At 63.6% G+C, this 22,839-nt stretch carries 13 protein-coding genes; 11 read left to right on the top strand and 2 right to left on the bottom strand.

Annotated features, from left to right (window positions below; translation table 11 throughout):
- The 3 genes from hrpA (at nucleotide 1) to AABB87_RS13915 (ending at nucleotide 6,616) form a co-directional block, all read left to right on the top strand.
- Complete coding sequence (gene hrpA / locus AABB87_RS13925) at nucleotides 1-3,948, top strand: ATP-dependent RNA helicase HrpA (protein WP_445944868.1); 3,948 nt, start codon at nucleotides 1-3, stop codon at nucleotides 3,946-3,948.
- Nucleotides 3,949-4,040: 92 nt separating this feature from the next.
- On the top strand, nucleotides 4,041-5,888 hold the full coding sequence (locus tag AABB87_RS13920; RefSeq protein ID WP_341971799.1) for a DUF294 nucleotidyltransferase-like domain-containing protein: 1,848 nt from the start codon (nucleotides 4,041-4,043) through the stop codon (nucleotides 5,886-5,888).
- A 95-nt stretch (nucleotides 5,889-5,983) separates the two neighbouring features.
- The gene (locus tag AABB87_RS13915; protein WP_341971798.1) at nucleotides 5,984-6,616 is read left to right on the top strand and encodes a 3'-5' exonuclease; all 633 of its coding nucleotides are present in this window, start codon (nucleotides 5,984-5,986) and stop codon (nucleotides 6,614-6,616) included.
- 93 nt (nucleotides 6,617-6,709) lie between these two features.
- Here AABB87_RS13915 and AABB87_RS13910 read toward each other — a convergent pair whose 3' ends face one another.
- Entirely contained in the window at nucleotides 6,710-8,437 is a 1,728-nt protein-coding gene (locus AABB87_RS13910; protein ID WP_341971797.1) for a cation acetate symporter, read from the bottom strand.
- Nucleotides 8,434-8,742, bottom strand: coding sequence for a DUF485 domain-containing protein (locus tag AABB87_RS13905; RefSeq protein WP_058720313.1), 309 nt, complete (start codon nucleotides 8,740-8,742; stop codon nucleotides 8,434-8,436). The genes AABB87_RS13910 and AABB87_RS13905 overlap by 4 nt, the downstream gene beginning before the upstream one ends.
- A gap of 586 nt (nucleotides 8,743-9,328) precedes the next feature.
- Between AABB87_RS13905 and AABB87_RS13900 the strand changes: the two genes are divergently transcribed.
- The 8 genes from AABB87_RS13900 to AABB87_RS13865 all read left to right on the top strand — a co-directional run bounded on the left by AABB87_RS13900 (nucleotide 9,329) and on the right by AABB87_RS13865 (nucleotide 22,778).
- A complete protein-coding gene (locus AABB87_RS13900) occupies nucleotides 9,329-11,203 on the top strand; it encodes a serine/threonine protein kinase (RefSeq protein ID WP_341971796.1) in 1,875 nt (624 codons plus the stop codon).
- Nucleotides 11,200-13,686 carry a protein kinase domain-containing protein gene (locus AABB87_RS13895; RefSeq protein ID WP_341971795.1) on the top strand — a complete coding sequence of 829 codons (2,487 nt, stop codon included), beginning with the start codon at nucleotides 11,200-11,202 and terminating at the stop codon, nucleotides 13,684-13,686. Before AABB87_RS13900 ends, AABB87_RS13895 begins: the two co-directional genes overlap by 4 nt.
- A 200-nt stretch (nucleotides 13,687-13,886) precedes the next feature.
- Nucleotides 13,887-15,596, top strand: coding sequence for a glycosyltransferase family 39 protein (locus tag AABB87_RS13890; RefSeq protein ID WP_341971794.1), 1,710 nt, complete (start codon nucleotides 13,887-13,889; stop codon nucleotides 15,594-15,596).
- A gap of 152 nt (nucleotides 15,597-15,748) precedes the next feature.
- Nucleotides 15,749-16,843, top strand: a complete 1,095-nt coding sequence (gene apbC, locus AABB87_RS13885; RefSeq protein WP_341971793.1) for an iron-sulfur cluster carrier protein ApbC — start codon at nucleotides 15,749-15,751, stop codon at nucleotides 16,841-16,843.
- 138 nt (nucleotides 16,844-16,981) lie between these two features.
- On the top strand, nucleotides 16,982-17,869 hold the full coding sequence (locus AABB87_RS13880) for a formate dehydrogenase accessory sulfurtransferase FdhD (RefSeq protein ID WP_341971792.1): 888 nt from the start codon (nucleotides 16,982-16,984) through the stop codon (nucleotides 17,867-17,869).
- A 303-nt stretch (nucleotides 17,870-18,172) separates the two neighbouring features.
- On the top strand, nucleotides 18,173-21,244 hold the full coding sequence (gene fdnG, locus AABB87_RS13875) for a formate dehydrogenase-N subunit alpha (RefSeq protein WP_341971791.1): 3,072 nt from the start codon (nucleotides 18,173-18,175) through the stop codon (nucleotides 21,242-21,244).
- A 2-nt stretch (nucleotides 21,245-21,246) separates the two neighbouring features.
- Complete coding sequence (gene fdxH, locus AABB87_RS13870; protein ID WP_341971790.1) at nucleotides 21,247-22,155, top strand: formate dehydrogenase subunit beta; 909 nt, start codon at nucleotides 21,247-21,249, stop codon at nucleotides 22,153-22,155.
- Nucleotides 22,152-22,778: a formate dehydrogenase subunit gamma gene (locus tag AABB87_RS13865; RefSeq protein ID WP_341971789.1), complete on the top strand. Its 627-nt coding sequence runs from the start codon at nucleotides 22,152-22,154 to the stop codon at nucleotides 22,776-22,778. Before fdxH ends, AABB87_RS13865 begins: the two co-directional genes overlap by 4 nt.
- The last annotated feature ends 61 nt before the right edge of the window (nucleotides 22,779-22,839 follow it).

Genomic DNA, 22,839 nt, shown 5'->3' with positions numbered 1-22,839 from the left:
ATGCTTACGGCCAGCGGCCTCGCCTGCACGGATAATCCGCGCCTCGTGAACGAAAAGACCACTCCCCCCCAGCCGCCTAAGGCGACAGCGCAGCGCAAGAACCCGACGGCCGCCCGTGCCGTGTTGGCCAATCCGCTGCCCCCCATCACCTTCCCGGAATCGCTGCCCGTCTCTGCCCGGCGCGATGACATTGCGCGCGCGCTCGCCGAGCACCAGGTCATCATCGTCTGCGGTGAGACCGGCTCCGGCAAAACCACCCAGCTGCCCAAGATCGCCCTGGCCCTGGGCCGCGGCCGCGCCAACACCGGCAAGCTGATCGGCCACACCCAGCCGCGCCGCATTGCCGCCAGCAGCGTGGCCAAGCGCATTGCCGACGAGCTGAAAACGCCGCTGGGTGAGATCGTGGGCTACAAGGTGCGCTTCCAAGATCGCCTGCAGCCCGGCGCCAGCGTCAAGCTGATGACCGACGGTATCTTGCTGGCCGAGACGCAGACCGACCCGCTGCTCAAAGCCTATGACACCCTCATCATCGACGAGGCCCATGAGCGTTCGCTCAATATCGACTTTCTGCTCGGCTATCTGCGCGAGGTGCTGGCGCGCCGGCCCGACCTCAAGCTGATCGTCACCTCGGCCACCATCGACGCCGACCGTTTCGCCAAGCATTTCGAATCCAGCAAGGGCCCGGCGCCGGTGCTGATGGTTTCGGGTCGCACCTTCCCGGTGGAGCAGCGCTACCGCCCGTTTGAAGAGTCCCGCGAGTACGACCTCAACAACGCCATCTGCGATGCGGTGGACGAGTTGTGGCGCGAGGGCGGCGGTGATGTGCTGGTCTTCCTGCCCGGCGAGCGTGAGATTCGCGAAGCCGCTGAGGCCTTGCGCAAGCATCATCCGCCTGGCGTGGAGGTCTTGCCGCTGTTCGCGCGCCTGTCGCAGCAAGAACAAGACCGCGTGTTTGAGCCGCATGGCCAGCGCCGCATCGTCTTGGCCACCAATGTGGCCGAAACCTCGCTGACCGTGCCCGGCATCCGCTATGTGATCGACCCCGGCCTGGCCCGTGTCAAGCGCTACAGCTATCGCAACAAGGTTGAGCAGTTGCAGATCGAGCCGGTCAGCCAGAGCTCGGCCAACCAGCGCGCCGGCCGTTGCGGGCGGGTGAGTAACGGCATCTGCATCCGGCTGTACGAGGAAAAAGACTACCTCGCCCGGCCGCGCTTCACCGACCCCGAAATCCTGCGCTCATCCCTGGCCGGGGTGATTTTGCGCATGAAGTCGCTGGGCCTGGGGCAGGTGGATGATTTTCCCTTCATCGAGCCGCCACCCCGCAAGGCGATTGCCGACGGCTATCAACTGCTCAATGAGTTGGGCGCGGTGGATGAGGCCAATGACTTGACGTCCATGGGCAAGGAATTGTCCAAACTGCCGCTGGACCCGCGGGTGGGCCGGATGATTTTGGAAGCGCGTTCGCGCGAGGCATTGAATGAGGTGCTGATCATCGCCAGCGCCCTCAGCGGCCAAGACGTGCGCGACCGGCCGATGGAGCAGCAACAAGCCGCCGACGAAAAGCACAAGAAGTTCGACGACGAGAAGTCGGAGTTCATGGGCTATTTGAAGCTGTGGAAGTGGATCGAGGAGGCCAAGGGCGGGCACGGCGAACATAAGCTTTCAAATCGACGGTATGAAGCCCTGCTGCGCGAAAACTTCGTCAGCCCGCGCCGCGTGCGCGAGTGGAAAGACATCTACTCGCAACTCCACACCGTGGTGGCCGAACATGGCTGGCGCCTGAACGGCAGCCCGGCCACGTACGAGCAATTGCACCTGAGCATGTTGGCCGGCTTGCTGGGCAATTTGGGTTGCAAGAGCGACGAGGACGAGTGGTACCTGGGCGCGCGCGGCATCAAGTTCTGGCGCCACCCCGGCGCACACCTGAGCAAGAAACCGGGGCGCTGGATCGTGGCCGCCGAGCTGGTGGACACCACGCGCTTGTTTGGCCGCGGCATTGCCAATATCGAACCGCAATGGTTGCCGGGCATTGCCGGCCACCTGATCAAAACTCAGCTGCTGGAACCGCATTGGGAGAAGAAGGCGGCCGAGGTGATCGCACTGGAGCGGGCCACGCTCTATGGCATCGTCATCTACAGCAACCGCCGGGTCAATTTCGGCAATGTCGATGCCAAGGCGGCGCGCGAGATCTTCATCCGCGAAGCGCTGGTGAACGGCGAGTGGGAGAGCCGCTTGCCCTTCCTGGCGCACAACGCCAAGCAAATCGCCAAGGTCGAGGAGCTGGAACACAAATCGCGCCGCCAAGACGTGTTGATCGACGATGAGCTGATCTACGCCTACTACGACAGCCAGCTGCCCGCCGATGTGTGTTCCGGCGCCACGCTGGAGCGCTGGTACCGCCATGCTTCGAAGTTAGAACCCAAGCTGCTGCATCTGAGCCGCGAGGAGTTGATGCGCCACGAGGCCGCCGGCGTCACCACCAGCGCCTTCCCCAAGATGATTCGCTTGGGTGGCGTGGACTGCGCGGCCGACTATCTGCATCAGCCGGGCGATGCGCGTGACGGCGTCACCGTCACCGTGCCCATTTACGCTTTGAACCAGGTCAGCGAAGAGCGCTCCGAGTGGCTGGTGCCCGGCATGCTGGAGGCCAAGGTAATGGCCTTGCTCAAGAGCTTGCATCAACGCCCGCGTTCGCGCTTGGTGCCCTTGCCGGACTTCATCAAGGAGTTCGTTGCCACGCACCCATTCGCGCAGGGGCCGCTGGTCGATGTGCTGCTGAAAGCGGTGAAAGAGCGCAGCCAAATTGCTGTGCAGCGCAATGACTTCAAGCTGGAGCAATTGCAGCCGCATTTGTTCATGAACTTCCGCGTGGTGGACGAACATGGCCGCCAGCTGGGGCAGGGCCGGCATTTGGCGGCGCTCAAGTCCGAGTTGGGCGGGCAGGCACGTTCGGCCTTCCAGGCGCTGGCGGCTTTGAAGATGCCGGCCACGGCTGCGTCTGCGGCGCCCGCCGCTCCATTGCCACCGGTGGCCAAAGGCGGCATTCGCGCCGAAGTGGCGACGCCGCCCAAAGCTTCGGCTGCGGCAACAGCCACGGCCAGCAAGACCTACACCGCCTGGACCTTTGGCGAGCTGCCCGAGCTGATGGAAGTGCGCCGTGGCGCGCAGACGCTGATTGGCTTCCCGGCGCTGCTGGATCGCGGCACGCATGTGGAGATTGAGGTGTTTGACGAGCCCGAGGTGGCGGCCGCCAAGCACCGCCTGGGCCTGCGCCGCTTGGTCGCTTTGCAGCTCAAGGAACCGCTCAAGTTCCTGGAGAAAAACATCCCGGATCTGCAAAAGATGTCGGTGCTCTATATGAACCTGGGCACGGCCGAAGAGCTGCGCGAGCAGATCATCGGCGTGGCGCTGGAGCGGGCCTTCCTGGCCGAGCCCTTGCCGCAAGATGAGTTCCAGTTCAAGGCGCGGATCGAAGAAGGCCGCGCACGCCTGAACCTGATCGCGCAGGAAGTGGCGCGCCAGACCGGCGTGGTGCTGATCGAGTTTGCCGCCGCCAGCCGCAAGCTCAAGGACGCCCGTGCGGCCAAGGAGGTGGGCGATGACATCACCGCCCAGCTGCAACGCCTGGTGCCCAAGAACGTCGTCACCGCCACGCCCTGGGCTCAGCTGCAGCATCTGCCGCGCTACTTGAAGGCCATCACCGCGCGGCTGGACAAGCTGCGCGCCGACCCCGCGCGCGATGCCAAGCTGCTGGCCGAGCTGCGCCCGCTGGAGCAGCGCTATCTGCGCCGCGTCATCGAGCTCAAGGGCACGCAGGATGGGCGCTTGGTGGACTTCCGCTGGCAGCTGGAGGAGTTGCGCGTGAGCCTGTTTGCGCAAGAGTTGCGCACGCCGCAGCCGGTTAGCGTGAAGCGGCTGGAAAAGGTGTGGGGCAGTTTGACGACTTGAGTCTTGTGCGCGGGGCAGGGCTGAGGTGCTCGCTCAGGCTCATGTCAGCCAGCCATGCCCACAATGCTGGCTTAGCCTGAGCTTCTAGCACCGTGCCCAACGCCTTCAATTTCAACACCTCGCCCTTTGACTGCCTGAGCCTGGCAGAGCGCCAGCTGGTGCGCGATCAGCTGGACATCGCCTACTTCCGCCCCGGCGATGTGCTGTTGGCGCCGGGCGTGGCGCCTGAGCACCTGTTCATCATCATCAAAGGCTTTGTGCAGCAGTTTGAGGGCGGGGGCGGGGGCGAGGAGCATGTCGCCACCTTCGGGCCTGAGGATACTTTTGATGGCCGTGCCCTGGTGGCCGGCAAGGTCAGCGGCCGCTTCGTGGCGGCGCAGGAGGTGCTGGCCTATCAGCTGGCGCGCGGCGCGGTCAATGAGCTGATCTCCAGCAATGCCACCTTCAGCGCCATGCTCTTCGCCGATCTGTCGAAAAAGATTAGCGCCCTGGCCGCGCGTGGCAGCCAGCATGAGATGCAGTCCTTGGGGCTTGCGCGGGTGGCGCAGGCGGGCGTTCGGGCCGTGCATCAGCTGGCGGCGGACACCGACATCGTCAGCGTGGCGCGCTGCTTTGCCGAGCAGCGCTGCGACCATGTGCTGGTGCTGGATGCACAAGCAGAGCCGCCCCGCATCGGCCTCTTCAGCAGCAATGATTTGCAGCGCGCCATTCTGGATGGCCGGCCGCTGGATCGCCTGGCCGTGGGCGAGTTGGCCAGCTTCAATCTGGTCTGGGTGGCTGAGACCGACTATCTTTTCGACGCCCTGATCACCATGATCCGCCACAAGGTGCGTCGGGTGGTGGTGCGGCAAGCCGATGCGCCGGATGCGCGCATCCTCGGCACCCTGGATCAGCTCGATTTGCTGAGTTTTTTGACCAATCACTCCTACCTCATCACCCGCCAGATTCAGGAGGCGCAAGGCCTGGAGGCGCTGCGCCTGGCGGCCGCGCAGATCAATGCCTTGATCGCCTTGCTGTACCGCGGCGGCACCAAGATCAATTTGATTGCGCGCCTGGTGCAAGAGCTCAATGCCCAGCTGTTTGAGCGGGCCTGGCAGCTGATTGCGCCTGCAGATTTGCAGGCCAATAGTTGCTTGTTCGTGATGGGCAGCGAGGGCCGTGGTGAGCAATTGCTCAAGACCGATCAGGACAATGGCCTGGTGCTGCGCGATGGCTATACGCCGCCGGCCGACCTGGCCGAGATCTGCACGCGCTTCTCACAAGCCCTGGCCGATTTTGGCTACCCCGAGTGCCCTGGCGGCATCATGCTCAGCCGCCCCGAATGGCGCCACAGTGCCACCGAATTCGCGCAGACCGTGCGGCGCTGGCTGCTGATGCCCACGGCCGACAGCTTGATGGCCCTGGCCATCTTCATCGACGCCCATGCGGTGGCCGGCGACGCCATGCTGCTGGAGGCGCTGCGGGCCGAGGCGTTCAAACAAGTGCTGGACAACGACGCGCTGCTGGCGCGCTTTTGTGCCGTCATCAACGCTTTCGAGCAAGGCCAGGGTTGGTGGAACAAGCTGCTGCATCTAGGCGACAGCCACGGCCAGCAACTGGACCTGAAGCGCGCCGGCACTTTCCCGCTGGTGCATGGCGTGCGCAGCCTGGCGCTGGCCCACCGGGTTGCCGCCACCAGCACCGTGGCACGCATCGAGGCGCTGGCGGCGCAAGACCATTTGCCGGCCGATCTGGCCACCGATCTGATCGACAGCTTGCACTTCTTCATGGGCCTCAAACTCAAGACCGGCCTAGCCGCGCTGGAGCAGGGCCAGCAGGGTGGCGGCATCGCGCTGGATCAGCTTTCCAGCCAGGATCGCCACCTGCTCAAAGACACCCTGGGCGTGGTCAAGCGCCTGCGTGCTTTGCTGCATCTGCGTTTCCGATTGGATATGTTGTGATGGGCAGCTGGGTTGACGCGGTGGCGCGTTACGCCAAGCTGCCAATCGGGCAGCGTAGCGCGAGTCCGACGTATGCCTCCTCAGGCGGGCAGTAGATGTTCTGGCAACAAATCAAACGCCGCTGGTTGCTTTACCACCTGGGTGAGCCGGCCTTCGCGCCCATGTTCGAGGCGCCGCCGGTGGACGAGTGGGTGTCACTGGACTGCGAGACCACCGGCCTGGATCCGCAGCGCGACGAGATCATCGCCATTGGCGCGGTGCGCATCAAGGGCAATCGGGTGCTGAGCAGTCAGCGCCTGGATCTGCTGGTGCGGCCCGAGAAGAAAGCCATCTCGGCGGAGGCCGTCAAGGTTCATGGCCTGCTGGCGCAAGACGTGGCGGGTGGGGTGGACATTGACACGGCGATGCGCCAGTTGCTGCACTTCATCGGCCCCCGGCCCTTGGTGGGCTACTACCTGGAGTTCGACGTGGCGCTGATCAATCGCGCCATCTTTCCGCTCTTGGGCCTGGGGTTGCCGCAGCCCAAGCTGGAAATCTCGTCGATGTATTACGACTGGAAGCAGCGGCACCTGCCGCCCTACCAGCATGGCGCCAGCATCGATCTGCGCCTGGCCACCTTGATGCAGGACCTGGGCCTGCCCGAGCGCAAGGCTCACAACGCACTCAACGACGCCATCATGGCGGCGCTGGCTTTTGTGAAGCTGCGCAATTTGCTGGCCGAGAAGTAGCTCTGTCAGGCGGCTCGCGGTTAGCGCTGAGTGCCGAGCGGGCACAAAAAAACCGGGCCAAGGCCCGGTTTTGTTTTGGCGAAAAGCTTGAGATCAGTGGCCCGAAGCGCCCGCCGAACCCAGGCCAGTTTCCGAGCGAACTTGCTGGGCATCGAAGTCCGCACGCTCCTTGGCGGCTTGCGGGCTGCGATCCAGCAAGCTCACCAGCCAGATCGTCACGAAGGCGATGGTCATGGAGAACAGCGCGGGCGAGGAGTAGGGGAACCAGGCCGAGCCCTTGGGATTGCCCAGCGTGGCTTCCCACACCGAGGGCGAGACGATGGTCAGGCCCACCGACGTCACCAGACCCACAAAGCCGCCGACCACGGCGCCCCTGGTGGTGCAGTCCTTCCACAGCACGCTCATGAACAGCACGGGGAAGTTGGCCGAAGCGGCAATCGCGAAAGCCAGCGACACCATGAAGGCGATGTTCTGCTTCTCGAAGGCGATGCCCAGCGCCACGGCAATCACGCCCAGGCACAGGGTGGTGATGCGCGAGACGCGCAGCTCTTTGGCGCTATCGGCCTTGCCCTTCTTGAACACGGTGGCGTAAAGGTCATGCGAGACGGCTGAGGCGCCCGACAAGGTCAAGCCCGCGACCACAGCCAGGATGGTGGCGAAGGCCACGGCCGAGATGAAGCCGTAGAACACATTGCCGCCCACCGCCTTGGCCACCAGCACGGCCGCCATATTGGCCGTGCCCGCGCCGCCCAGGATCACGCCCTTGGCCACATTGGCGTACTCGGGGTCGGTCAGCACCAGGGTGATGGCGCCGAAGCCGATGATGAAGATCAGCACATAGAAGTAGCCAATCCAGGTGGTAGCCCAGAACACCGACTTGCGCGCCTGCTTGGCGTCAGGCACGGTGAAGAAGCGCATCAGGATGTGCGGCAAGCCCGCAGTGCCGAACATCAGCGCCATACCGAAGCTGATGGCCGAGATCGGGTCCTTCACAAAGCCGCCGGGGTTCATGATGGAGGCGCCGATCTGGGCGGCTTCCTCGGCTGTTTTGCCCGAGTTGGCGGCCACGGCGGTCTTCACCTCCACGCCCTTGGCAAACAAGGCTTCCAGGCTGAAGCCGAATTTCGACATCACCATCACCGCCATAAAGGTCACCCCGCACAGCAGCAAGCAGGCCTTGATGATCTGCACCCAGGTGGTGGCTGTCATGCCGCCAAAGAGCACGTAAATCATCATCAGCGCGCCGACGATGACCACCGCCATCCAATACTCCAAGCCGAACAGCAGCTTGATCAACTGGCCGGCACCGACCATTTGCGCGATCAGGTAGAAGGCCACGACGACCAGCGTGCCCGAGGCCGCGAAGGCGCGGATCGGGGTTTGCTGGAAGCGGTAGCCGGCCACGTCGGCAAAAGTGAATTTGCCGAGATTACGCAGGCGCTCCGCCATCAAGAAGGTGATGATGGGCCAGCCGACCAGGAAGCCGATCGAGTAGATCAGACCGTCGTAGCCACTGGCCATGACGGCGGCCGAGATGCCCAGGAAAGAGGCGGCGGACATATAGTCGCCCGCAATCGCCAAGCCGTTCTGGAAGCCGGTGATGCCGCCGCCGCCGGTGTAGAAATCGGCCGCTGAACGGGTCTTGGCGGCAGCCCATTTGGTGATCCACAAAGTGCCCACCACGAAGACGGCGAACATGGAGATGGCCGTCCAGTTGGTGGCTTGCTTGGCCACCTGGCCCATATCGGCGCCGGCGGCGAATGCCGCGGATGCGAAGCCGACCAAGGCGCTCAGGACGAGAGTTTTGCCGAGCTGATTCATTTCACTTCCTCTTCCAGAATTTCACGCGTCAGGCGGTCGAACTCACCGTTGGCGCGGCGCACATACAGGGCCGTGATCACGATGGTGAAAACGATCACCCCGAAGGCGATCGGCACACCCACCGTGGTCACGCCGGCACCGATCTTTTGCGAAAGGAATTCCTTGTTGAAGGCAATCAGCGAGATGTAGCCGAAATAGACCACCAGCATCAGCACCGTCAGCAGGCGGCCAAAACCGTCGCGTTTGGTTTTGAGTTCCTGGTACTTTGGATTGGCCCGAATTCGGGCCACGACGCTGTCCGTCATTTTTTGTACTCCTAGTTTGTGAATGCGCTCAGCGCACGGCAACTGCATGGCCGGCGCTTAGATACATGCACAGTTTCTGGTCTCAGACTGACCGACAACTGACCCGGCCGAGGGCCTTGATTGGTTTGGGGTGAAAACCACGGTGCGTCGCTTGGCAATGAGTCAAGTGAATGACACTTTCCAGCTTCTTGCTCACGCCGCCCGTCGCTGGTGGTACCAGCCGGCTGAGTAGAAGCGCCAGCCAAGGCAGTAAAAGCAGTAACGAATCAATTCAGCGGCATCGCCGACCCTGTGCGACTTGGGTCGCGGGCTTGCGTGAATGCCGCTCGGCATCGCAAAGTGGGGCTGCCGTGCAGCTCCGTCCAAAAATAGCGTGGCGAAACTGCCTCAAGTTGCTGGTTCAAACCTGTAAGTTTTTGTGTCCAATAGGCGCAAACTAACAAGATACCAATCGTCCGCATTGGTCTGCCTGCCATCCATGTCCGCTCCTGACTCCACTGCGAGCACTACCCCTGATTCGGGCGCCGCGCCGAAAGCGCCGTCAGCGGCGCCAACTGCGCCTGCCCCATCGCCCAGCGCGACGCCGATGCGCCGCTTTGGCCGGTTCGAGTTGCGCGCCTTGCTCAGCAAGAGCGCGCGCAGCATGTTGTGGCTGGTGTTTGATGCCCGCCTGGGCCAGGAGTTGATTCTTTGCCTGCCGCGCACCGCGCCCAACTCGCCCGAGGCCATGAGCCACTGGTTGAAGATGGCCAATGGCGTCTCGCGGGTGCAGCACCCCAATCTGGCTCATGTGATCGAGGTGGGGCAGGTGGAGCAATGGCCCTATATTGCTTACGACCGGGCCTTGGGTGAAACGCTGGACGAGCGCCTGGCCCGCCAAGCGGTGCCGGTGCCGCTGGAAGCAGCCGACTGGGTCTGCCAGTTTCTGGAGGGCCTGGCTTTTGCCCATGAGGCGGGGCACGCGCATCGCGATATTCAATGCGCCAGCTTGATCATCAGCTCCACCAACCAGGTGCGCGTGTTGGGCCTGGAGGTGGCGCAAGAGGTGTTCCCGGCGTCGGCCGACTTCAATACTGTGACGCGCCGTGCGGTGCGCGAATCGGCCGAGGAGGATGTGCTCTGCGTGGGCCTGATCCTGCACCGCATCCTCAGCGGCCGCCCCGCCTTGGACCGCGCCGATTTGCAAGCCGCTGTGCAAGAGATGCAGCCCCTGGGCCGCGAGTTGGTGCGCATGGGTTGGGAGACGCCCAACCCCATCCCCGACCCGCTGCGCGCCATTTGCAATCGGGCCACCGACCGCCAGGCTCGCCAGCGTTATCACATGGCGCGCAGCTTTTTGCGCGCGCTCGATGGCTGGCGCACCGCCGCCGGCCAGGATCAGGGCGGGCCGATTGCTCTTCTGATGGACAAGTTGCAGCGCATCGGCCACTTGCCCAGCACCAGCACCGCCTTGCAGCGGGTGGGCCAGTCCTCGGCGATGGAGCGCCAGCATGCCAGCGCCTTGTCCGGCCTGGTTTTGCAGGATATGGCGCTGAGCTTGGAGCTGCTGCGCCGGGTCAACAATTCCTTGAAGCAAAACGGCTCGGCGGGCGGCGGCGCGGTGCTGAATATGCAGCGCGCCATTGCCATGATTGGGCTCGAAGGCGTGCAGCAGGCGGCGCGTGCGCTCAAGCCCTGGCCGGGGCCGCTGAGCCCGGTGCAGGCCGAGATGCTCAAGAGCTTGATGAAGCGCGTCCAGCATGCCGGGCAAATCGCCCAGGCGCTGCGGCCGGCGGGATACGACGGCGAGGTGGTCTACCTGATCACGGTGATGCAAAACCTGGGTCGTTTGCTCTTGCAGTACCACTTCCCCGACGACGCCCAGCAGATCCGCCAACTGATGTTGCCGCCTGAGCCCACGGCGGAATTTCCGCATCCGGCCAGCTTGAGTGAGCAGGCGGCTGCCTTTGCCGTGCTGGGTTGTGACCTGGACAGCCTGGGCGCCGCCGTGGCCCGGCATTGGAGCTTGGGCGATGAGTTGCTGCACATGATTCGGCGCCAGTCGCCCGACGCTCCCGTGCGCCACAGCGAAGGTGATGCCGACCTGCTGCGCCTGACCTGCAGCTTCGCCAATGAATTGGAAGACGCATTGAATCTGCCCGAGAGCAAACGCCAGGCCGGCATCGAGATCGCGACGCGGCGTTACGCCCGGCCGCTGGGCCTGGGCCTGCGGGATGTTTACAACGCCCTCAATCCCGAGGCACCCAAGGCTGCCGAGGACTTCCCTCAAGATCGCGCTGAGGCCGCGCGTGGCAAGCCCCAAGAGTCTGTGGATCCCTTGCAGCCGGGGGCGATTGCAGCGCCCAAGGCTTCGGCGCTGCGTTCCCGTTTGGCGGCGATGGCGCCGCCCAATCCGGGCAGCGGTGGTGGCAACGGCAACAGCGGCAATACCGGCAACAGCGGTTCAGGAGGCTCACGATGAGCGCCGAGCAGTCGCCGGTTTCGCCCCGTCCCTCGGGCACGGCTGGGGTAGAACAGCTGCCTCAGCTGGGGCGCTTTCGCCTGCTCAAGAAGCTGGGTGAGGGCGCGCAAGCCACCGTCTGGCTGGCGCATGATCCGCGCCTGGACCGCGAGGTCGCACTCAAAGTGCTGCGTCCCGGCACCGACCCCGGCAGCGTGGATGAATGGCTGCACGAAGCGCGCGCCGTCAGCCGCCTGACCCACCCCTTCATCGTGCCGATTTTTGAGGCCGACACCCAGGGCGGACAGTCCTATATGGTGTTCGAGTATGTGCCCGGCGGCACTTTGGTGGACCTGATGCGGCGCCAAGGCAAGCTGGACGCCCGCGCGGCGGTGGAGCTGTGCATGGATGTACTGGACGGCTTGCATGCCGCCCATCAGGCGGGCGTGGTGCACCGCGATCTGAAGCCCAGCAATATCCTGATCGATGCCAAGGGGCGCGCCCGGGTGATGGACTTCGGCATCGCCGGCCGTGTGGCCGTGAGCAGCGGCGGTGGAACGGTATCGCCAGCTTTGCGCAGCGAGCGCGTGGTGGGTACGCCCGGCTATTTGTCGCCCGAGGCGGCCGCCGGCATGGCGCCCAGCCCGCAGATGGATGTGTTTGCTGCCTCGATATTGCTGGTGGAAATGCTCAGCGGCCGGCGCCTCAATTACGACCCCGACCCCTGGCGCGCGGTGCAACGGGTGCAGGGCGAACAGTTCATCGTGCCCGGCGACCTCGGTGCGGACGTGGACGACGCGCTGCGCGCCATCATCCAGCGTGGCCTCGCCCGCGACCCGGAGCAGCGCTGGCTGGACGCGCATCTGATGCACGACGCCCTGGCGGAGTGGCTCAATCCCACCGAAGACGCGCCCGCCGCGGGTGAGGCCTCAGGCGAGGGCGCGGCCCTGGAGTTTTTGCTGCGGCGCATGCGGCACCAAGGCGATTTCCCGGCCATGTCCAATGCGGTCAGCCGGATTCAGCGCCTGACGCTCTCAGAAAAGGAAAGCCTCAGCAGCCTGTCTAACGAGATTTTGAAAGACGTGGCGCTGACGCAAAAGTTGCTGCGCCTGGTCAACACGGTGCAATACAGCCAGGCCGGTGCGGGCGGCATCACCACCATCTCGCGTGCGGTGGCCTTGGTCGGCTTTGCTGGCATACGCAATCTGGCGTTGTCGCTGATTTTGCTGGAGCGCATGGAAAACAAAGCCCATGCCCAGCAGCTGCGCGAGGAGTTTCTGCGCTCGCTGATGGCTGCTTCGCTGGCGCGGGAGTTGTCCGCGGGTGAGCGCGATAGCGAAGAAGCCTTTCTTTGCGCGATGTTTCACAACCTCGGCCGCTCGCTGACCGAGTTCTATTTCCCCGAGGAAGCGCGCCAGATCCGCCGCATCACCCGACCCGAGCGCGGCCCGCTGCTTGTCAAGGATGCGCCCGCGCCGGTGCCGGAATGGATTGCCTCGGCCCGCATTTTGGGCATGAGCTATGACCAGCTGGGCATTGGCGTGGCCCGGCAATGGGGCTTGCCGGAGAGCCTGCAGCTCAGCATGCGGCGCCCCGAAGGCGAACCGCCGCTGCGCCAGATCAGCAACCCCGATGAGCGCCAGCGCTGGCTGGCCCATGCCGCCAATGATGTGGCGGATGTGATTTTGCGCACCGAGCCGGCTCAAGCTCACTCCCGGGTGAATGCCATGGCGCAGCGCTACGCCCGCTGCCTGGGGGTGTCGGCCGAGGCCTTTGGCAAAGCCGCAGATCAGGCGCGCCTGCGCCTGGCGCAAATGACGGCGGTCATGGATCTGGCGCTGCCGCAGAACTCGCCCGCGCTGCGCCTGCTAGCACCCCTGACGCCAACGCCGGATGATTCGCTCTCGGCCCTGCAGTTGCAGGCCACCCAGGTGCTGGAGTCCACGGAGCACTTGAGCCATCAACAGCAGATTCGCGAGCGCGCGGTCGAAACCCTGGCCGCTGGCATTCAGGATGTCAGCAATGCCATGGTGGAGAACTTCAAGCTCAATGAAGTGCTGCGCATGATTCTGGAATCCATCTACCGCGCCTTGGGCTTTCGGCGCGTGGTGTTTTGCCTGCGCGACCCTAAGCTGGACCAGCTGACCGGGCGTTTTGGCCTCGGCCAGGATGTGGAGAGCGTGGTGACTTGTTTCAAGATCGCGCTCCAACCCAGCCCCGGCAAGCAGGCCGATTTGTTCGAGGCGGTGTGCCAGCGCGGCGTCGATACGCTGATCGCTGATGCCAAAGCGAGCAAGATCGCCGATCGCCTGCCTCCCTGGTATTGCGGCCCGGTGGCTGCCAATAGCTTTTTGTTGCTGCCTTTGGCCTTGCGTGGCAAGACCTTTGCGTTGATTTACGCCGACAAGGCGAAAGCCGGGGGGCTGGACCTGGGCGAAAAAGAGCTTTCGCTGCTGCGCACCCTGCGCAATCAGGCCGTGATGGCCTTCAAACAGACCGCCTGACTGACCCATTGGGGGCATAAACCGCTACCTCTAATCGAGTGGTGGTTTGTAATTGCTCGTAAACGTATCATTGCTGCCTTGTAAAGATGGGCGGCTTCGGCTGACCTGTCGAGTCATCAACAACGCTCACTTTGGTGAGCGTTTTGTTTGTGTGCCACAGGTGCAGATGCGCAAACAGCTCTGCCCGCAGAAGGACTTCCATGACTTGGAATGAAGGGCTGGCGACCGGGCGACCGAATGGGTCGAATGAGGCGCAGGGTGGGCCTCATTGGTCTGCCGGCGCGCTCAAGCCGCCGCAGCAAAGTTTGACGCTCGGGGCTTGGCGCCTGGATTGCGCCAATGCCCGCCATATGGCCGGCCTGACCTATGCGTTCTTGGTCTTCCACCTGCTGCTGTGGACGGTGCTAGCCACCTTGAGCCATCGCGCGCCGCCTTGGGACAATATCGAACAGCTGGTCTGGCAGCAGTCGCTGGAGTGGGGCTATTACAAGCACCCACCGTTCCCGACCTGGTGGGTGCACGGGTGGACCGAGTTGTTGGGCCGCAAGATGTGGGTCACCTTCTTCGCGGCTCAGCTGAGCGTGGTCTTGATGCAGTTCTTCATCTGGCGCATTGCCCTGATGGTGACGACCCCGGCGCGCGCCTTCGCCTCGGTAGTGCTCAGCAGCCTGGCGATTTATCACGGCGTGCACGGCATCATGGCCAACCACAACACCTTGCAGCTGATGCCTGTTGGCCTGCTGCTGTGGATGACTTTGCGGGCGGTGCGCGGCGAAGGGTCGGCGGGGCAGGTCTGGCGCTGGGCGCTGGTGGGCGCAGCTGCGGCGCTGTGTCTGCTGTCGAAGTACAGCGCGCTGATCTGGTTGGCGGTGATCGGCCTGTGGCTGTTGCAGGATGCACGTATGCGCAGCTGGCGCGCTTGGGGCGGGGTGGCGCTGGCGCTGCTGGTCTGCGTCCTGCTGGTGTCTCCGCATATCAGTTGGTTGACGCAGGAGGGCTCGCCCGGCCTGAACTATGCCGGCCGCGCCATGCAGGGCCAGAACGACCCCGATCAAATCAATCACTGGGGCCGTTTGGCCAAGTTCTGGGTGATCCAGTTTGGCCGTGTGCTGCCGATTTTCCTGGGCCTGGGCTTGATGCTGGCCTTGCTGCGCCGCGCCAATAAAAAAGTGGGCCAGGCAGTGGATGAGGCCGCTCACCCGGTGCTTGGTCCGGCCAGCGAAAAGCTGTCAGCCAGCTCCGAGTGGCGCTTTGTGCTGTTCATGGGCCTGGGCCCGATGCTCTTGACCACGGTGCTGGGCGTGTTGGGTGTGCGCCTGGGTTCGGCCTGGGCCGCGACCTATTTCGTGATGGCCGGCATTTTGGCCCTGGCCTGCCTGCCGCTCAAGCCGCCTTCGGCAAGCCCGCAATTTGTGCGCAGCGTGTTGTTGGCCGGCATCGTGCTGGAGGTTTTGCTGGCCCTAGGCATGGCGCTGGGCAGCGGCTGGTTGGCGGATTTGACCGGCCGCGGCGCGCGTTCCAACTTTCCAGCCGCCAAGCTAGCGCGTCAGCTGGATCGTGTTTGGGAGGCCCAAGCCACGACGCCGCTGCGCGTGGTGGTGGGTGAGACCTGGCTGGCCGGCAATGTGTCGGTGCGTTCCAAATACCAACCCTTGGTGTTCATCGAGGCGGATAGGCAAAAGTCGCCCTGGATCAAGCCCCATATGTTGGAAGACTGCGGCGCCCTGATCGTGGTGGATGGGCGTGATCTGGCCGAGCCCATGCCGGCTGCCATGCGGGAGTTGCTGGACCGCGCCGAAGCAAGCGGCCGCGTCAAGCTGCACTGGACCCGTTTGGCCGACCGCGGCCCGCAGTTGGATGTGATGTGGGCCGTGTTGCCCGCCCAGCGCCCTGAGGCCTGCCCGCGCTGAACCGTGCATGCATGCAGTGCTTGGTGCGCGCGCTGCAGCGATAGGCCTTGGGCCCGCAGGGGCATGGCGGGTCTGGGCTAGACTTCGCGCCATTCGCCCCTCAGCGGAGCCCGGGCTCTGCCGAAGGCACCAACAAATTCCCTTCTCGCGCCATGCCTAACATTCAAGAAGCCGCCTTGCTGCAGGCCCTGCAGACCGTCGTCGACCCCAATACCGCGCAAGACTTTGTCAGCACCAAGCAGCTCAAGAACCTGAGCATCGCTGCGGGCGATGTGTCCTTCGAAGTCGAGCTGGGCTATCCGGCGGCCAGCCAGATCGCTGAGTTGCGCCGCCAGTTGGTGGCCGCTGCGCGCCAGGTCGAGGGCGTGGCCAATGTCAGCGTGCATCTGCACAGCAAGATCACTGCGCACGCGGTGCAGCGCGGCGTGCAATTGCTGCCCGGCGTGAAGAACATCATCGCCGTGGCCTCGGGCAAGGGCGGCGTGGGCAAGAGCACCACGGCGGCCAATCTGGCCCTGGCCCTGGCTGCAGAAGGCGCGCGAGTGGGCATTCTGGATGCCGACATCTACGGCCCCAGCCTGCCGCTGATGCTGGGTGTTGCCGGCAAGCCCGAAAGCCAAGACGGCCAGACCATGGAGCCGCTGATGGCGCATGGCCTGCAGGTCATGTCCATCGGTTTCCTGGTCGAGCAAGACCAGGCCATGATCTGGCGCGGCCCCATGGCCACCCAGGCGCTGGAGCAGCTCTTGCGCCAGACGCGCTGGCAGGATCTGGACTATCTGGTCGTTGATATGCCCCCGGGCACCGGCGATATCCAGCTGACCTTGTCGCAGCGCGTGCCGGTCACCGGTGCGGTGATCGTGACCACGCCGCAAGACATCGCCCTGATCGACGCCAAGAAGGGTTTGAAGATGTTTGAGAAGGTGGGCGTGCCCATCCTCGGCATTGTGGAAAACATGGCGGTGCATGTCTGCAGCAACTGCGGTCATGCCGAACACATCTTCGGCGCCGACGGCGGCCGCAAGATGGCCGAGCAGTACAAGCTGGACTATCTGGGCGGCTTGCCGCTGGCCATGTCCATCCGCGCCCAGGCTGATGCCGGCGCGCCGACCGTGGTGGCCGAGCCGCAAAGCGAAATCGCCGGTCTGTACAAGACGCTGGCACGCAAGGTGGCGGTCAAGATCGCCGGCCAGGCCAAAGACTATTCGGCCAAGTTCCCGACCATCTCCATCTCCAAGAACAGCTGATCGCTAGATTGACCGCGGCCCGCCCGCTCTGGGCGGCGCGGTCAAGCGATGATTGTGCGAATGGCGGAATGCTTGCGGGCCTGGCTTGAGCCGGTCTTGCTTGCCCGTTTGTCCTTCCTTGGCGGCCACAATAGCGCCATGGTCAGCCCACATTGCACGCACAGCGCCGCGCCCCCGATTGAGTCTTCTCTGCCAAGGCTCAGCCAAGCGCGCGCCGCGCTGACGCATGAGATTACGGTGCTGGATGAGTCAGGCGCGCAGCGCCGCCTGCACATCCCGGCCGAGCGACCGCTGACCTTGTTTGTGAACAAACAGGAGTTGCTCACCCTGATGACTCTGGGCGAGGCGCCCGAGCTTTTGGTGCTGGGCTATTTGCGTAACCAGGGCCTGATCCAATCGGCCGCCGAGGTTCTGTCCGTCACGGTGGATTGGGAGGTCGGCGCGGCCGCCGTCTACACCCGTGCAGGAGCTGCGCAGTGGCAGGCTAAGAGCGCCGCGCATCTGGCCACGCGCACAGTTACCACCGGTTGCGGCCAAGGCACCATGTTTGGCGATATGCAGGCTGGCCTGGCGGATCTGGTGTTGCCGGATGTGCGACAGGCGCGCTTATCGCAAACCGATTTGTCCGCGCTGTTGGCGGAGATGCGGGCGCTGGACAGCGTCTACAAAAAAGCTGGCTCGGTGCACGGCTGCGGCCTGTTTGAGCAGGGGCAATTGCTGCACGCCGTAGAGGATGTGGGCCGGCACAACGCCATCGACACCCTGGCCGGCTGGCTGTGGATGAATCGCAGCGAGCCCCTGCGCGCGCCTGTGCTCTACACCACCGGGCGCCTGACCAGCGAGATGGTCATCAAGGCCGCCAGCATGGGCGTGCCCATCGTGGTTTCGCGCAATGGCATCACCCAGATGGGCCATGCCCTCGCCAGCCAGTTGGGGCTGTGTCTGATCGGCCGCGCCAAAGGCCGACACTTCATTGTTTACAGCGGCTTCGAGCGCTTTGTGCCCGAAGCTGAAATGGTCACGTAAGTTTGCGCGCGGATGATCCGCGGCTCCCTGCCGGGCCGGTCATTTTTTGCTGTTCGATCGGGTTCCAATTAAGCGGCCTAGGTGGGTCGCCGGCGTGCGCCAACTTGGGGCTTGACGCTATGGACAAGGCGGGGGACTTGTGTCGGAATACGGGCAGCGTGTCGCTTGTTTGTCACGGCGGCCTTTGGCACAGGCGGATAATTTTCAAAGAATTTTTTCAGCGATTTGGGAGTGCGAGCTTGCATGGCCAGCATAGGCATCGGGCTCGTGAAACTTGGGTGTCAGTCCGTAGGAGACGCGAACATGGATATGAACCGGAGGCATTTCTTCCGGGTGAGCGGGGCGGGGCTACTTGGCTCCAGCTTGGTGGCGCTGGGCTTTTCGCCCACGGCGGCGATTGCCGAAGCGCGTAACTTCAAGCTCAGCCGCGCCACCGAAACCCGTAGCACCTGTCCGTATTGCTCGGTGGGTTGCGGCATCCTGATGTACAGCATGGGCGACAAGTCCAAGAACGTCGTCAGCGACATCATGCACATCGAAGGCGACCCGGATCATCCGGTCAATCGCGGCACGCTCTGCCCCAAGGGCGCAGGCTTGCTGGACTTCGTGCACAGCAAGAACCGCCTCAAGTGGCCCGAGATCCGCGAGCCCGGTTCCAAAGAATGGAAACGCGTCAGCTGGGATGAGGCGATGGATCGCCTGGTGCCCATGATGAAGGCTGACCGCGACGCCAACTTTGTGGCGCAGAACGCGGCCGGCCAGACCGTCAACCGCTGGCTCACCACGGGCATGTTGTGTGCCTCGGCCTCCTCGAATGAGTCGGGCTATATCACCCACAAAGCGATGCGTTCGCTGGGGATGTTGGTATTCGATAACCAAGCGCGCGTTTGACACGCTCCGACGGTGGCCAGTCTGGCCCCGACGTTTGGGCGCGGTGCGATGACCAACCATTGGGTGGACATCAAGAACGCTGATTTGGTGCTGATCATGGGCGGCAATGCCGCCGAGGCTCACCCCTGCGGTTTCAAGTGGGTGATCGAAGCCAAGCACAAGAATAAGGCCAAGCTCTTGGTGGTGGATCCGCGCTTCACGCGCTCCGCTGCAATGAGCGACTACTACGCGCCGATTCGCGCGGGCTCCGACATCGCCTTCCTGGGCGGCGTCATCAACTATCTCTTGTCTAACAACAAGATTCAGCAGGAGTACGTCCGCAAGTACACCAATGCCAGCTTCATCGTCGGCGAGGCCTTCGGCTTCGAGGATGGGCTGTTCTCTGGCTACGACCCGGTCAAGCGCAAGTACGACAACGCCAGCTGGGCCTACGAAATGGGCGCCGACGGGTTCGCTAAGGTCGATGAGACCTTGGAGCATCCGCGCTGCGTGCTCAATGTGATGAAGCGGCATTACGCCCGCTACACGCCCGAGCTGGTCAGCAGCATCACCGGCACACCGCAGGACAAGTTCCTCAAGTGCTGCGAGATGATTGCCGAGACGGCCAAGCCCAACAAGGTGATGACCGTCATGTACGCCTTGGGCTGGACTCAGCACAGCCAGGGCACGCAGATGATCCGCAACGGCGCCATCATGCAGCTCTTGCTGGGCAATATGGGCCTGTCCGGTGGCGGCATGAATGCCTTGCGCGGCCACTCCAATATCCAGGGCTTGACCGATTTGGGTCTGCTCTCGACCTCGCTGACCGGCTATATGAGTCTGCCGCGCGAGAGCGAGCAAGACCTGGAGACGTACTACAAGCCGCGCGCCACCAAGCCGCTGCGGCCCGGGCAAATGAGCTTCTGGCAGAACTACCCCAAGTTCTTCGTCAGCATGCAAAAAGCCTGGTGGGGCAAGGCCGCCACGGCCGAGAACCAATGGGCGTATCACTACCTGCCCAAGTGGGACAAGGCCTACGACGTGCTGCAGGCCTTCGAGATGATGGGGCAGGGCAAGCTCAATGGCTATATCTGCCAGGGCTTCAACCCGGTGGGCAGCTTCCCCAACAAGAAGAAGATCATTGCCGGCTTGTCCAAGCTGAAGTACCTGGTCATCATCGACCCGCTGGTGACGGAGACCGCCGAGTTCTGGAAGAACTACGGCGAGCACAACGACGTCAAGAGCGAAGAGATCCAGACCACGGTGTTCCGCTTCCCCAGCACTTGTTTTGCCGAGGAAGATGGCTCGATCACCAACTCCGGCCGCTGGTTGCAGTGGCACTGGAAGGGCGCCGAGCCTCCGGGCGAAGCCAAGGGCGACCCGGAGATCATTGCCGAGCTGTTCACGCGCCTGAAGGCGGCCTACCAGAAGGACGGTGGAGCCTTCCCGGACCCCATCCTCAATCTGAGCTGGCCTTACCTGATCCCCAATAGCCCCAGCCCCGAGGAATTGGCCAAGGAGGCCAATGGCAAGGCACTGGCCGACGTCACCGATCCCAAGGATCCGACCAAGGTCCTGGCCAAGGCGGGTGAATTGCTGTCTGGCTTTGGCTTGCTGCGTGATGACGGCTCAACCGCGAGCGGCTGCTGGATCTACGCCGGCAGCTGGACGCAGGCCGGCAACCAGATGGCGCGGCGCGATAACGCCGACCCGTATGGCATCGGCCAAACGCTCAATTGGGCCTGGGCCTGGCCGGCCAACCGCCGCGTGCTCTACAACGCCGCTTCTTGCGATTCCACTGGCAAGCCTTGGAACCCCAAGCGCAAGCTGGTGGCCTGGAACGGTGAACGCTGGGCCGGCTCCGACGTGCCCGACATTCGCCCCGACGCCAACCCGAATGATGCGGACGCCGTGCGCCCCTTCATCATGACGGCCGAAGGCGTGGCGCGTTTGTTCGCACCTACAGGCCTGGTGGATGGCCCCTTGCCCGAGCATTACGAGCCCTTTGAGTCGCCGTTGCCCAACAACCCCATGCACCCCAAGAATGACAAGGCGCGGGCCAACCCGGCCGCCCGTGTCTTCAAGGGCGATATGGAGGCCTTCGGCAACCCCAAGGACTTCCCGTATGTGGCAACCAGCTATCGTCTGACCGAGCACTTCCACTACTGGACCAAGAACTGCGAAAGCAACGCCATCATCCAGCCCCAGCAATTCGTTGAAATCAGCGAAGAACTGGCCAAGGAAAAGGGCATTGCCAACGGCGGTTGGGTCAAGGTCAGCAGCAACCGCGGCTTCATCAAGGCCGTGGCGGTGGTGACCAAGCGCATCCCGGTGCTGGACGTCGCGGGGCAGAAGGTGCATACCGTCGGCTTGCCCAATCACTGGGGCTTTGTCGGGGTGGCTAAACCCGGTTATCTGGTCAATACGTTGACGCCTTTCGTGGGCGACGCGAATACCCAGACGCCCGAGTTCAAGAGCTTCACCGTCAACATCGAGAAAGCCTGACCATGTCTTCACTTCAATCTTTAGACATCGCCAAGCGCTCGGCCACCACCACGCCCAGCCCGCAGGCGCGCCACAAGACCATTGAGGTCGCCAAGCTGATCGACGTGTCCTCCTGCATCGGCTGCAAAGCCTGTCAGGTGGCATGCATGCAGTGGAACGAGTTGCGTGACGAGGTGGGTGAGAACCACGGCACCTACGACAACCCGCGCGATCTGACGGCCCAGTCCTGGACGGTGATGCGTTACTCCGAGGTGCAAGTCGAGGAGAACAAACTCGAATGGCTGATCCGCAAGGACGGCTGCATGCACTGCGAGGATCCGGGCTGCCTGAAAAGCTGCCCGGCCCCCGGCGCCATCATCAAGTACGCCAACGGCATCGTTGACTTCATCTCCGAGCACTGCGTCGGTTGCGGCAACTGCGTCACCGGCTGCCCCTTCGATGTGCCGCGCATTTCCAAGGCCGATAACAAGGCCTACAAATGCTCGCTGTGCTCCGACCGGGTGGGCGTGGGCCTGGAGCCGGCTTGCGTCAAAGCCTGCCCCACCGGCGCCATCCACTTCGGTGCCAAGGAAGACATGCTGGACTACGGTGCCGAGCGCGTGGCCGACCTGAATGAGCGTGGCTTCAAGGAGGCTGCGGTCTACAACCCGGCCGGCGTGGGTGGCACCCATGTGATGTATGTGCTACAGCACGGTGACAAGCCGGAGTTGTATGCCGGCCTGCCCGCCGATCCCAAGATCAGCCCGCTGGTCTCGCTGTGGAAGGGCTTGGCCAAGCCGCTGGCGGTGGCGGCCATGGCCGGCGCCGTGGTGGCAGGCTTCTTCCATTACATGAAGGTGGGCCCCATCGAAGCCAAGGATGATGGCGACGAGGGTGAAACCAAGACCGGCAAGGAAAGGAGCGGGACATGAGCACGACCAAAGTCTTGCAGCGTTACTCGGACCGCGACCGCATGAACCACTGGGCGATTGCCTTGTTGTTCATTTTGGCGGCGGTGTCTGGCCTGGCCTTCTTCCACCCCAGCTTGTTCTTCCTGAGCAATTTGGTGGGCGGCGGCGTGTGGGCGCGCATTCTGCACCCCTTCCTCGGGGTGGCGATGTTTGTGGCCTTCCTGGGCCTGTTCGTCAAGCTCTGGCGTGAGAACGTCTTGAACGAAGCCGACCGAGAATGGCAGCGCCACAGCGCTGACATGCTGCGCGGCGACAAGAGCAAGATGCCGCCGGTTGGCAAGTACAACGCCGGGCAAAAAGGCGTGTTCTGGTTGATGTCCCTGTGCCTGGCCGTGCTGCTGTTGACGGGTGTGATGTTCTGGCAACCTTGGTTCGCCGACTTCTTCCCCATCACCTTGCGCCGCATTGCCGTGCTCTTGCACTCGGCCTCGGCCGTGGGCTTGATTCTGGGCACCATCATGCATGTCTATGCCGCTATCTGGGTCAAGGGCACCATCCGCGCGATGACGCGTGGCACGGTCACCGAAGCCTGGGCCAAGCAGCACCATGCCTTGTGGCACAAGGAAATGACCGATCGCAAGTAGTCAGTCCAGACTCCTCGGCGTGTTAAAAAAGGGGCGGGCTGCGGCGCCGCCCCTTTTGTGT

This window comes from Roseateles sp. PN1 (assembly GCF_038419725.1).
Lineage (GTDB): Bacteria > Pseudomonadota > Gammaproteobacteria > Burkholderiales > Burkholderiaceae_C > Paucibacter_A.
Note: the sequence above shows the minus strand (reverse complement) of the source record. Positions and strands in the feature narration are given on the sequence as shown.